The following is a 12,118-nucleotide window of genomic DNA, read 5'->3' as shown; positions in this document are numbered from 1 at the left end:
AGAATATCAGGAATAGCGGACGGCGGTGGCGAGCCCCGGCGCACCGGGGGCGAGGAGGCTCGGAAGCATCCGTGGCAGGTCGTCGAAGGCGACCTCGTCGGTGATCAGCGCATCGAGCCGCTCGTCGCCGAGGAGGTCGAGCGCCTTGGCGAGGCGCCGCGCGTGGCTCCAGCGCCCGCGCCGGGAGGGCGCGACGCGACCGACCTGGCTCGAGACGAGGGAGAGCCGCGCCGAATGGAAGCGCGCGCCGAGCGAGACCTCCGTCGTCGCCTCCCCGTACCAGGAGAGCTCGACGACGCGCCCCTCGTCGCCCGCGCAGGCGAGCGCGCAGCCGAGCCCCGCCGATGTCGCCGAGGTGTGGACCACGAGGTCGGCGTCGCCGGGCGAATCGAGCGGCTTGGCGAAGCGGCAGCCCAGCGCCTCGGCCACCGCGCGGCGCGAGAGGTCGACGTCGACGAGCGTCACCTCGGCCCCGGGCAGGCGCGCGGCGAGCGCCGCGACGAGGCACCCGACCACGCCCGCGCCGACCACGACGATGCGGTCGCCGGGACCGGCGCCGCCGTCCCAGAGCGCGTTGAGCGCGGTCTCCATGTTGGCGGCGAGCACCGCGCGGCGCGCGGGAACGTGATCGGGGACAGGCTGGACGAAGGCCCCGGGAGCGTCGAAGACGGTCTCATGCGGTGCGAGCGCGAAGACCGTCCTCCCCACGAGCCCCGCCGGGCCGTCCTCCACGACGCCGACGGCGTTGTAGCCGTATTTCACCGGGAAGGGGAACGCACCCTCCTGGAGCGGCGCGCGCATGCGCTCGTATTCCGAGGCGGGCACCCGCCCCTCCGACACGAGCCGCTCGGTCCCGCGGCTGATGCCGCTCCAGAGGGTGCGGATGCGCAGGTCCCCGGGCTTTTTCGTCGCAATCCCCCGCTCGCGCAGAACCGCTCGGCCGCGGCCGACGTACCAGAGAGCGCGTGCAGTCGTTCCGGGCGGCGCGTCCGTCACGGCGTCTCTCCCACTCGTCTCGCCGTCGCGCGGCATGGCTCCTCCAGCGTGTTCCCGAGGACGGCTCGATGAACGATCTCGTGCCCCCGACCGAGCCGATCGGATCCCGCCCTCCCCCGGAGGGCGGCGAGCGCGACGCGGCGGGCGCGGTTCCTTCCCATACGGCCGAGCGGCCTGTCCAGACCAACGCGGCGGGCCGGCGCCGGCTCCTCGTCGCGGGGCTGACGCTCGCGGGCTTCCTCGCCCTGATGATCCCGGCCGCGGCGATCCTCGCGGCGGACGGGGTCGGCGCACTCGATCTCGTCGTGCTCCTCGCCTTCGCGTTCGGCGCTCCCTGGACGGTGCTCGGCCTCGTCAACGCCGGCATCGGCTTCGCGATCGCCCGGCTCGCGCGCGACCCCTTCGCCCATGTGGCGCCCTTCGCCGCCGCGGGTGATCGCCGCACGCCGATCCGCGGTCGCGTCGCGGTCTTCATGACGCTGCGCAACGAGGACGCCGCGCGGGCGATCCGCCGGCTCGCGATCGTGCGCGACAGCCTCGCGGCGACCGGCGAGGGCGGCGCCTTCGACTGGTTCGTGCTCAGCGACACGTCCGACCCGGCGATCGCCGCGCGCGAGGAGAGCGAGGTCGCCGCCTGGCGCGCCGCCGCGGGTCCCGGCGCGCGGATCGTCTACCGCAGGCGCACGCAGAACGTCGGCTTCAAGGCCGGCAACGTCCGCGACTTCCTCGAGCGCTGGGGTGCGCGCTACGAATTCATGCTCCCCCTCGATGCCGACAGCCTCATGTCCGGCGCCGAGATCGTGCGCATGACGCGCATCCTGGAGGCGCATCCGGAGATCGGCATCCTGCAGAGCCTCGTCGTCGGCGCGCCCTCCCCGAGCGGCTTCGCGCGCATCTTCCAGTTCGGCATGCGCCAGGGCATGCGCCCCTACACGCTCGGCGCCGCCTGGTGGACGGGCGACTGCGGGCCCTACTGGGGCCACAACGCGCTCGTGCGCATCGCGCCGTTCCGGGAGCATTGCCGGCTTCCGGTCCTCTCCGGCGGTGGCCCGCTCTCGGGCGCGGTGCTCTCGCACGACCAGATCGAAGCGGTGCTGATGCGCCGGGCGGGATGGGAGGTGCGGGTTCTGCCGCGGGAGGGCGGCTCCTGGGAGGACAACCCGCCGACCTTCCTCGACTTCTCCAAGCGGGACCTGCGCTGGTGCCAGGGGAACCTGCAATACCTCCACCCGACGCTCGTCGGCATGAAGGGCCTCGCGCCGACGAGCCGGCTGCAGCTCCTCTTCGCCATCATGATGTTCGCCGCCGTGCCGGCGATGACGCTGATCCTGGCGCTGACGCCCCTGCTGGCCGCGACGGCGGACCCCGCGCGCTTCCCCGTCGGCGCGGCGCTCGGCTTCTACGGGGCCTTCCTCTCGCTGTCGCTCGCACCGCGGGCGCTCGGCGTCCTCGACGTCGCGCTCACGCCCGGCGGCATGGCCGCCTATGGCGGGCGCCGGCGCTTCCTCGCGAGCGCCGCGATCGAGTTCGTGTTCTCCGCCTTCCTCGGCGCCGCCGCCTCGCTGCGGCTGACGCTCTTCATCCTCGGCCTCGCCTTCGGCCGCGCCACGGTGTGGAACGGCCAGGCGCGGGACGCGCACAGCCTCTCCTGGCGCGACGCGACCCGCGCCCTCTGGACGACGACGGCCTTCGGCGTCGCGATGACGGGCCTCGTCCTCGCCCTCGTACCGGCGGCATGGCCGATCGCGCTCGTGATGTGCGCCGGCTACCTTCTCGCCATTCCCTTCGCCGTCCTGACGGCCGATCCCGCCTTCGGCCGGGCGCTCGCCGGCGCGGGGCTGTGCTCGATCCCCGAGGAGATCACGCCGCCGCCGGAGATCGCCGCGCTCGGGCGCAAGGAGGGCGCGCCCGGGACCTCGCCGCGCGCCGCGCTCGCGCCGTCGCGGGTCGCCGCATGAGCCCCCGCGCCGAGGCGATCGGGCGATCGCTACGCCTGTATCACGGCGATCCGGCGCGCGCCGCGGCGCTCGACGCGCTCTACCGGCCGTTCGTGCCCCATGGCGGGCTCGCCTTCGACATCGGCGCGCACGTGGGCGACCGCACCGCCGCCTTTCGCCGGCTCGGCGCGCGCGCCGTCGCGCTGGAGCCGCAGCCGGCCTGCTTCCGGGCGCTGCGGCTCATCCACGGGCGCGACCATCGGGTGACGCTCGTCGCCGCCGCCTGCGGCGACGCGAGCGGGGAGGTCCGGCTGTCCGTCAACAGCGCCAACCCGACGGTCTCCACCGCATCGAGCCGCTTCGTCGAGGCCGCCGCCGGCGCTCCGGGCTGGGAGGGGCAGGCCTGGGACGAGGAGATCGTCGTGCCCTGCCTGACGCTCGACGCGCTGATCGCGACCCACGGCCGGCCGGACTTCGTCAAGATCGACGTGGAGGGCTTCGAGGACCGGGTGCTCGCGGGCCTGTCGACGGCTGTCCCGGCGCTCTCCTTCGAGTTCACGACGATCGCTCGCGGCGTCGCCCATCGCTGCCTGGCGCGCCTCGCCGGGCTCGGCAACTACCGCTTCGCGCTCTCGCTCGGCGAGAGCGCGACGCTGGAAGCGCCCGGCTGGATCGAGGCCGCCGCCATGGCGGCGAGGCTCGACGCCCTGCCGCACGCGGCGAATTCGGGGGACGTCTACGCCGCGCTGACGCCGCCGGCGTGACCGTCTCCGTCAGCGGCTCTGCGCGAGCAGCAGGATCGCCGTCTTGGCACCGCGCCCGTCCGCGCCCAGCGCGAAGCCGAAACGGTCGAGGTCCGCGTCGGTGAGCACGTCGCGCCGGTTCTGCGCCCATTGCTCCGCGAAGCGCTCCACATCGGCGCGGGTGGGCTGCGCACCGCAGCCCGAGCAGGTCGCGACGAGGGCACGCACCTGCGCGAAGCGCGCGCCGGCGTCGCCCGGAAGCGCGGCGCCGAGGTCGAGCGCCGGCGGCTCCGGGCTCGCGCCGCCCTCCGGCAGCAGGTCGCGGGCGGCGGCGGTAAGGGCGTCGTCGGCCTCGAGCGGCGGCGAACCGGCCTCGTCGCGCAAGGCATCGATCTCTTCGCCGGCGGCGGCGACGCGGGCATGCGGATCGAGCGGAAGAGCCCCTTCGTCGCCGTTGCCGCCGGAGGCGCCGGGGCCGGCGAAGGTCTGCACCGCGAGCGTGCGCCGGCTCGCGGGATCGGCGGCGATGCCGAAGCCGAAGCGCGTCACCCCGTCGCGCAGGATGTTCGCACGGTGCCCCGGGCTCTCCATCCATCCGCGATGCATAGCCTCGACGCGCGCCTCGCCCGGCGGAACCGGGCAGCCGTCGCATGTCCCGAGGTTCTCCGCCACGATCTCGCTCGCCGCCCCGCCGGCCGCACGGAAGCGATCGCCGACGGCGTCCCCGTCCGGCGACGCGTGGGCGAAATAGCCGCGCGCGAGCATGTCCTCGGCGTGGTCCTGCGCGATCGTGTCGAGCGTCTCCCCCGGCTCGAGCGGCGCGAGCCCGGCCTCCTCCCGCGAGGCGTTCACCTCCGCGAGCGCCTCGGCCCGCAGGGCGGGGAGATCGCCGGTGACGATCTCCTGCGCGGCGGTGGGAGGGACGACGAGGGTCGCGAGGAGGAGGGCGAGCGCCGCGGCGGCGCGGCGGAGACGAGGCGTGTCCATCATGTCGGCACAACGGCCGAGCCCGCATGACGGTTCGGCCGTCGACGGAGCCTCGGTCAGACCGCCGTGCGCCGCTTCAGCGCCGCCGACAGCGTCCCCTCGTCGAGATAATCGAGCTCGCCGCCCACCGGCACGCCGTGGGCGAGCCGGGTGACGCTCACCGGCAGCTCGGCCAGCGCCTCGGTGAGGTAGTGTGCCGTGGTCTGGCCGTCGACGGTGGCGGGGAGCGCCACGATCACCTCGCGCACCGCGGGGTCCTGCGCGCGGGCGATCAGCCCGGCGATGTCGAGCTGCTCGGGGCCGATGCCGTCGAGCGCCGAGAGCACGCCGCCGAGCACGTGGTAGCGCACGTGCAGCGCGCCCGCGCGCTCCAGTGCCCACAGGTCGGAGACGTCCTCCACCACCACGAGGATGGACGGGTCCCGGCTCGGGTCCGCGCACACCGCGCAGGGGTCGGACGTGTCGACGTTGCCGCAGGTCGAACAGACGACGACCCGCTCGGCGGCGACGCGCATCGCCTCCGCCAGCGGCACGAGGAGCCCCTCGCGCTTCTGCAACAGCGCCAGCGACGCCCGGCGCGCCGAGCGGGGCCCGAGGCCCGGCAGGCGCGCCAGCAGCTGGATCAGGCGCTCGATCTCGGGGCCGGCGACGCCGCGGGCCATGGCTCTACGCTCTCGAACGGGGAGGACGGGACGTCAGAACAGCTTCATGCCCGGAGGCAGCGGCAGGCCCTTGGTGATCTCGGACATGCGCTCCTGCATGGCGCGCTCGGCCTTGACGCGCCCGTCGTTGCAGGCGGCGACGATCAGATCCTCGAGGATCTCGGTCTCGTCGGGCACCATCAGCGAGCGGTCGATGGTCACGCCCTTGAGCGCGCCCTTGCCGGAGAGCCGCACGGTCACGGCGCCGCCGCCGGCCTGGCCCTCGACGATCAGCTCGTCGAGCTCGGCCTGCGTCTCCTGCATCTTCTCCTGCATGGCCTGGGCCTGCTTCATCAGCCCCATCAGATCCTTCATGGCGTGCCCTCCTCTCGCTCGCCCGGCGCCTCGCGGCCGGCGGCGCGCGCCCGCGCGATCGTCTCGCGCAGCGCCACCTCCTCGGCCGCATCGTCGTCCATATGGCGCTTTCTCAGCCGTCGCACCAGGAGGAGGATGCCCAGGAGCACGATCGGCACCGCGATCGCCGTGCCGACGTAGGGCTCCACCGGCACGCCGCTCTCGTAGAGGCCGCGCAGGACGTAGAAGATCAATCCCGAGATGTAATAGGTGATCGCCGCCGCCGAGAGCCCCTCGACGGTCTGCTGCAGGCGCAGCTGGATGCGGGCGCGCTCGTTCATGGCGCGCAGCAGGTCGCGGTTCTGGCTCTCCAGCTCGATGTCGATGCGCGTGCGCAGGAGCTGCGCGGCGCGGGTGAGCTTGCGCGAGAGGTTGGCCTGGCGCTCCTCCATGGAGGCGCAGGTGCGGATCGCCGGCTGCAGGCGCCGGTCGAGGAACTCCGACCAGGAATCGTATCCCGTCAGCGCCTTCTCCTCCAGCGCGCCGAGCCGCAGGCGCACGAGGTCGGAATAGGCGCGGGTCGCCCCGAAGCGGAAGAGGGCCGCCGCGGCGCCCGACTCCAGCTCGGCGGCGAGCCGTGTGATCCGGTCGAGCAGCTCGCGATTGCGATCGAGCCCGTCCGAGCGCTCCATCGCCGCCATCACGAGCGGCAGCTCGGTCTCGATGCGCCGCACGGAGGGGCCGATCGCCTGCGCCTCGGGCAGGCCGAGCAGGGTGAGCGTGCGGTAGGTCTCGACCTCGAGCACCCGCTGCACGATGGCGCCGGCCTGGGCGCGCTCCATGCCTTCGTCGACGACGAGGATACGCACGAAGCCGTGCGCGTCGGTGCGGAAGTCGGTCGCGATCGTCGCCGCCCCGGTCTCGACCTGCGCGGCCGCGAGGTGGACGTCGCCGAACACGCTCTGCGGCCCCTTCGGCAGGCTCGCGGCCGGGATCAGGTGGAGGTCGGCGGCCACCATCAGCGGCCCGGGCTGCGGCACGAGCCGCATCACGCCCATGAGCCCGTCGACCGCGGGGCGGAAGGGCTGCGGCGCCGGCGCGTCGGTGACGCTCGGGTCGCCGAACTCCCACGAGTAGGTCGTGAACTCGCTGTGGCTCTCCCAGCGCAGCAGCGTGCCCGAGAACACGACCCGATGGTGCTTCGCCCCCGGCGCCGGCCCGTCCAGGCCCAATTGCTTGCAGAACTCGGCGAGCGCCTCGCGGTCGCGCTGCGCGGCCTCGCCGTCGGTCATGAAGGCGTAGTGCAGGATGCGCCGGGGCGTCTCCATCGGCGCGGAGGGCCGCGCATGCACCTCGGCGAGCACCCGCGCGCGCAGGTCGTGCGGTACCAGATCCACCGCCATGGCCCCTCGATACCCCCGGACGCTCCCACCACCGATCCCACGCGGCGGCGCACAACGATGGGGGAAGCTGGGCCGGGGTGCAATGGTTTCCTGGCGCGCCTCCGGCGCGGCGCCTCTGCTCAGCGCCTCGCCAGCACCCGCACCGCCTCCACCAGCGTCCGTACCGCCGCGCCGGCGTCCGCCGCGGTGATGTTCTCCGCCGGGTTGTGGCTGATGCCGCCTTCGCAGCGCACGAACAGCATGGCCGACGGGCAGAGGCGGGCCATGGCCACCGCGTCGTGGCCGGCGCCGGACGGCAGGCGGAGCGTCCTCTCGCCGGCGCGGGCGGCTCCCGCCTCGAGGGCGGCGACGAGGGTATCGTCCATCGCGGTGGCCGCCTGGTCCATGAAGCGCTCCTCCGCGAAGGCCACGCCGCGGCGCTCCGCGACGGCGCGGCAGCCGGACACGATCTCCTCCACCAGCGCCGCGCGCACGCCGTCCTCGGGCGCGCGGATGTCGAGGGTGAAGCGGGTGCGCGCGGGAATGACGTTGAGCGCGCCGGGCTCGACCGTGCACACGCCCACCGTCGCCACCGCGTCTCGCGCCGCGGTGCCGGCGCGCTCGACGAGGGCGATCATCTCGGCGGTGGCGGCGAGCGCGTCGGCGCGCATGCCCATCGGCACGGTGCCGGCGTGCCCGGCCATGCCGTCGACGATGCAGCGCGCCCGTGTCGCGCCGTTGATGGCGGTGACGACGCCCACCGCGAGATCACGCGCCTCCAGCACCGGCCCCTGCTCGATGTGGACCTCGAGGTAGCCGAGCGTCCGCGCCGGGTCGCGGGGGATGTCGCCGATCCGCTCCGGGTCGCAGCCGAAGCCGACGAGCGCCTCGCGCAGGGTGACGCCGTCGGCGTCCGTCCCGTCGAGCCATTCGGGGCGGAAGTCGCCGGCGAGCGCCGAGGAGGAGGCGAGCGAGGTGGGGAATCGCACGTTCTCCTCGTCGCCGAAGGCCAGGATCTCCAGCGCGAAAGGCAGGTCCTCCCCGCGCAGCGCGTCCGCCGCGAGGATGCCGCAGACGACGCCGAGCGGCCCATCGTAGATGCCGGCATTCACCACGCTGTCGATGTGCGAGCCGATCAGCAGGGTCTTCGCGTCCGGCGTCGGGCCCTCGCGGCGGCCCACCAGCGTGCCGAGCGCATCGCGCGTCACGCCGAGCCCGGCGTCGCGCATCATCGCGGCGGTGGCGTCGGCGCAGGCGGCGTGCGCGGGGGAGAGGTAGAGGCGGGTGAGCCGGCCCGGCTCGTCCGTGTGCCGGGCGAGATCCGCGATCATCGCCATGGCCCGCGCGCCCAAATCCTGCACCGCCGCGTCCTCCACCGTCGCGTCCCCCGCCATGATCTTCTCCCTCTTCCCTCGCGTGGTCGATCGCGGCGCACGATGAGGGAGCCGGGCCGGCTTGTCGACCGCCGCATGCCTCGCCTGCGCGGGCCGGGTTCCGCATGTCGTTGCATCGCCGCGCGGGAGCGCTTAATTCACCGGGTCCGCACAGAAGAAGAGGCCGCCCCGTGACCCGCGCCTATCCGCCCGTCGAGCAGAACCCGAACTTTCCCGACCTCGAGCAGAAGGTCGCCGCGCGCTGGACGAGCGAGCGGACGTTCGAGCGCTCGATCGCGCAGAGGAAGGAGCAGGGCGCGCCGGAATTCGTGTTCTACGACGGCCCGCCCTTCGCCAACGGCCTGCCGCACTACGGGCACCTCGTCACCGGCTTCGTCAAGGACCTGGTGCCGCGCTACCAGACCATGAAGGGCAAGGCGGTGGACCGGCGCTTCGGCTGGGATTGCCACGGCCTGCCCGCCGAGCTGCACTCCGAGAAGGAGCTCAACCTCTCCGGCCGCCAGTCCATCGTCGAGTACGGGATCGAGCGCTTCAACGCGCATTGCCGCCGCTCGGTGCTGCAGTTCACCGACGACTGGGAGTACTACGTCGGGCGCCAGGGCCGCTGGGTCGACTTCCGCAACGACTACAAGACCATGGACCGCTCCTTCATGGAGAGCGTGCTGTGGGCCTTCAAGACCCTGTGGGACAAGGGCCTGATCTACGAAGGCTACCGCGTCGTGCCCTATTCCTGGGCCGTGCAGACGCCGCTGTCGAACTTCGAGACGCGGCTCGACAACTCGTATCGCATGCGCCAGGACCCGGCGCTGACGGTGGGCTTCTCGCTGGAAAAGGCGCCGGGCGAGGAGATTGCCCCCAAGCTCTACGCCTGGACGACGACGCCCTGGACGCTGCCGTCGAACCTCGCGCTGGCGGTGGCGCCGGACGCGGACTACGCGGTGCTGGCCAAGGGCGGAGAGCGGGCGATCGTGGCGCAGGCGCGCATCGAGACCTATGCCAAGGAGCTCGAGGGCTACGAGGTCGTCGGCACGCTGAAGGGCGCCGACCTCGTCGGGCGCCGCTACACGCCGCTGTTCCCGTTCTTCAAGGATGCGCCGAACGCCTTCCAGGTGATCGCGGGCGACTTCGTCGAGCTCGACGGCGGCACCGGCGTGGTCCACCTCGCGCCGGCCTTCGGCGAGGACGACATGCGCGTCGCCACGGCCGCCGGCATCCCGGTGATCGACCCGGTCGATCTCGCCGGCAACTTCACCGACCAGGTGCCGCCCTATGCCGGCAAGAACGTGTTCGAGGCCAACAAGGACATCATCCGCGACCTCAAGGCCGAGGGCCGTGTGCTGCGCCACGAGAGCTACGACCACTCCTATCCGCATTGCTGGCGGACCGACCAGCCGCTGATCTACAAGGCGGTGCAGTCCTGGTACGTGAAGGTCACGGCCTTCCGCGACCGGATGGTGGAGCTCAACCAGGGCATCACGTGGGTGCCCGGCCACGTGCGCGACGGGCTGTTCGGCAAGTGGCTCGAGAACGCCCACGACTGGAACATCTCGCGCAACCGCTTCTGGGGCTCGCCGCTGCCGGTGTGGAAGTCGGACGACCCGAACTACCCGCGCATCGACGTCTACGGCTCGATCGAGGAGCTGGAGCGGGACTTCGGGGTGAAGCTCGAGGACCTGCACCGCCCCGGCATCGACGCGCTGACGCGTCCCAACCCCGACGACCCGACCGGCAAGTCGACGATGCGCCGCATCGAGGACGTGTTCGACTGCTGGTTCGAATCCGGCTCGATGCCCTTCGCGCAGGTGCACTACCCGTTCGAGAACAAGGACTGGTTCGAGAGCCACTTCCCCGGCGACTTCATCGTCGAGTACGTGGCCCAGACGCGCGGCTGGTTCTACACCCTGATGGTGCTCTCCACCGCCTTGTTCGACAAGGCGCCGTTCGAGAGCTGCATCTGCCACGGCGTGGTGCTCGACGAGAACAAGCAGAAGCTCTCCAAGCGCCTGAAGAACTATCCCGACCCCGTCGACGTGTTCGACACGCACGGGGCGGATGCGCTGCGCTGGTACATGGTCTCCTCGCCGCTCTTGGCCGGCGGCGACCTCGCCATGCCAAAGGACGGGCGCGCCATCGCAGAGACGGTGCGGCAGGTGATGCTGCCGTTCTGGAACGCGTTCTACTTCTTCACGCTCTACGCCGAGGCGGACGGCTACCGCGCCACCTATCGCACCGACGCCGCCGGCGAGCTCGACCGCTACATCCTGGCGAAGACCGGCGACTTCGTGCGCGCGGTCGAGGCCGCCATGGGCGATCTCGACATCCCGCGCGCCACGGCGGCCTACCTGCCGTTCATCGACACGCTGAACAACTGGTACATCCGCCGCTCGCGCGACCGGTTCTGGGGCTCGGAGATCACCCAGGACAAGCGCGACGCCTACGACACGCTCTACACCGTGCTGGTGACGGCGAGCCGCACGCTCGCGCCCTTCCTGCCGTTCCTCACCGAGCACGTGCACGCGGTGCTGTGCGACGATGCGAGCGTCCACCTGGCCGACTGGCCGGACGCCGATGCGCTGCCGTCGGATCCCGAGCTGGTGCGGCGCATGGATCTCGCCCGCGAGGTCTGCTCGGCGGCGCTGTCGATCCGCACCGACAAGGGGCTGCGCGTGCGCCAGCCGCTGCGGTCGCTCACCGTCGCCTACGCCGACTGCGCCACGCTCGCGCCGATGCGCGACCTCGTCGCCGACGAGGTGAACGTCAAGGAGGTGCGCCTCGTCGACGATCCGGGCACCTTCGGGCGCACCGTCGTGGCGGTCGATCCGAAGGTCGGCAAGCGGCTCGGCAAGGCGCTCGGCGTCGTGCGCAAGGCCGGCCTCGACGGCGCCTGGACGCCGGGCGAGGAGGGCCGCGTCGTGGTCGAGGGCGCGATCATCGAGCCGGGCGAGTTCCAGTTCCGCTTCGAGGCCAAGGGCGGGGTCGACGCCATGCCCTTCGCGTCGGGCACCGGCGTCGTCGTGCTCGACACGGCGCTCGACGCCGCGCTCGAGCGCGAGGGCGTCGCCCGCGACCTGATCCGCCTCGTCCAGACCGCGCGCAAGGACGCGGGCCTCGACGTCGCCGACCGGATCGTGCTGGAGCTGCGCGGCGGCGACGGCGCCCGCGCGGACGTCTCCGCCTTCGAGGAGATGCTCGCCGGGGAGACGCTCGCCTCCAGCGTCCGCTGGACCGACGGCACACCGGCCGGATACCTCGCGAAGGGGCCGCTCAAGGGCGGCGAGATCGAGATCGGGGTGGCCAAGGCGGGGTGAGAACCGCTCCCGCCCCCTCGGGGCGGGGACGATCCGCGAAGCGGATCAGGGGCGGGGTCCCTCGGCTCGACGAAGGCCGATTGCGGCTATCGCCGAAGCGCGCCTTCGCACCCCGTGTCGGCGCTTTGCACCGATCCGCCGCCCCCGGTAGGGCTCGTCGACGCACACATCTACTGCAGTCGGATGTCGACGGCCGGAGTTCCGGGGCGCCCCGCTCACGGCCGGTGCCGGCGTTCTCCTTCCCTGTAGGGGAAGGTGGATCGGCGCGCAGCGCCGGGACGGATGGGGCGCGCGGCACGCGCGTTCGGCGAAGCCGAAACGGGGCGTGTGACGCCGGACGCCTCGGCTTCCGCTTCGCGGAACGCGTCGCTTTCGC

General features: G+C 72.9%; 9 protein-coding genes. 3 read left to right on the top strand and 6 right to left on the bottom strand.

The genetic code is table 11. From position 1 onward, the window contains the following. Positions 1–6: 6 nt before the first annotated feature. The gene (locus tag G407_RS0121550) at positions 7–996 is read right to left on the bottom strand and encodes a zinc-dependent alcohol dehydrogenase (RefSeq protein ID WP_029032471.1); all 990 of its coding nucleotides are present in this window, start codon (positions 994–996) and stop codon (positions 7–9) included. A 68-nt stretch (positions 997–1,064) separates the two neighbouring features. On the opposite strand from G407_RS0121550, the gene mdoH reads away from it, so the two are divergent. Both mdoH and G407_RS0121540 read left to right on the top strand, forming a co-directional pair. Next, positions 1,065–2,954: a glucans biosynthesis glucosyltransferase MdoH gene (gene mdoH / locus G407_RS29280; RefSeq protein WP_084327715.1), complete on the top strand. Its 1,890-nt coding sequence runs from the start codon at positions 1,065–1,067 to the stop codon at positions 2,952–2,954. Further along, entirely contained in the window at positions 2,951–3,697 is a 747-nt protein-coding gene (locus G407_RS0121540) for an FkbM family methyltransferase (RefSeq protein ID WP_029032470.1), read from the top strand. Before mdoH ends, G407_RS0121540 begins: the two co-directional genes overlap by 4 nt. Positions 3,698–3,706: 9 nt before the next feature. Here the strand turns inward: G407_RS0121540 and G407_RS30770 are convergent, their stop codons facing one another. The 5 genes from G407_RS30770 to G407_RS0121515 form a co-directional block, all read right to left on the bottom strand. After that, a complete protein-coding gene (locus G407_RS30770; RefSeq protein WP_052341722.1) occupies positions 3,707–4,666 on the bottom strand; it encodes a CAP domain-containing protein in 960 nt (319 codons plus the stop codon). 53 nt (positions 4,667–4,719) lie between these two features. Further along, positions 4,720–5,325, bottom strand: coding sequence for a recombination mediator RecR (gene recR / locus G407_RS0121530; RefSeq protein ID WP_029032469.1), 606 nt, complete (start codon positions 5,323–5,325; stop codon positions 4,720–4,722). Between the two features lie 33 nt (positions 5,326–5,358). Beyond that, positions 5,359–5,679 (bottom strand): YbaB/EbfC family nucleoid-associated protein, encoded by a 321-nt coding sequence (locus G407_RS0121525; RefSeq protein WP_029032468.1) that lies wholly within the window; start codon positions 5,677–5,679, stop codon positions 5,359–5,361. After that, positions 5,676–7,061: a DUF3422 family protein gene (locus tag G407_RS29270; RefSeq protein ID WP_210163149.1), complete on the bottom strand. Its 1,386-nt coding sequence runs from the start codon at positions 7,059–7,061 to the stop codon at positions 5,676–5,678. The genes G407_RS0121525 and G407_RS29270 overlap by 4 nt, the downstream gene beginning before the upstream one ends. Before the next feature lie 119 nt (positions 7,062–7,180). Continuing rightward, complete coding sequence (locus tag G407_RS0121515; protein ID WP_043540339.1) at positions 7,181–8,434, bottom strand: allantoate amidohydrolase; 1,254 nt, start codon at positions 8,432–8,434, stop codon at positions 7,181–7,183. Between the two features lie 170 nt (positions 8,435–8,604). Here G407_RS0121515 and ileS point away from each other — a divergent pair, with 170 nt between their 5' ends. Next, entirely contained in the window at positions 8,605–11,742 is a 3,138-nt protein-coding gene (gene ileS / locus G407_RS0121510; protein WP_029032466.1) for an isoleucine--tRNA ligase, read from the top strand. The last annotated feature ends 376 nt before the right edge of the window (positions 11,743–12,118 follow it).

The sequence above is a fragment of the Salinarimonas rosea DSM 21201 genome, from assembly GCF_000429045.1.
In the GTDB taxonomy this organism is placed as follows: domain Bacteria; phylum Pseudomonadota; class Alphaproteobacteria; order Rhizobiales; family Beijerinckiaceae; genus Salinarimonas; species Salinarimonas rosea.
This window is presented reverse-complemented; position numbering and strand designations above follow the sequence as displayed.

Excerpts from the sequence above, each read along its gene's own strand:
- mdoH (WP_084327715.1), top strand. The coding sequence starts at position 1,065 with ATGAACGATCTCGTGCCCCCGACCGAGCCGATCGGATCCCGCCCTCCC.
- G407_RS0121540 (WP_029032470.1), top strand. The coding sequence starts at position 2,951 with ATGAGCCCCCGCGCCGAGGCGATCGGGCGATCGCTACGCCTGTATCAC.
- G407_RS30770 (WP_052341722.1), bottom strand. The coding sequence starts at position 4,666 with ATGATGGACACGCCTCGTCTCCGCCGCGCCGCCGCGGCGCTCGCCCTC.
- recR (WP_029032469.1), bottom strand. The coding sequence starts at position 5,325 with ATGGCCCGCGGCGTCGCCGGCCCCGAGATCGAGCGCCTGATCCAGCTG.
- G407_RS0121525 (WP_029032468.1), bottom strand. The coding sequence starts at position 5,679 with ATGAAGGATCTGATGGGGCTGATGAAGCAGGCCCAGGCCATGCAGGAG.
- G407_RS29270 (WP_210163149.1), bottom strand. The coding sequence starts at position 7,061 with ATGGCGGTGGATCTGGTACCGCACGACCTGCGCGCGCGGGTGCTCGCC.
- G407_RS0121515 (WP_043540339.1), bottom strand. The coding sequence starts at position 8,434 with ATGGCGGGGGACGCGACGGTGGAGGACGCGGCGGTGCAGGATTTGGGC.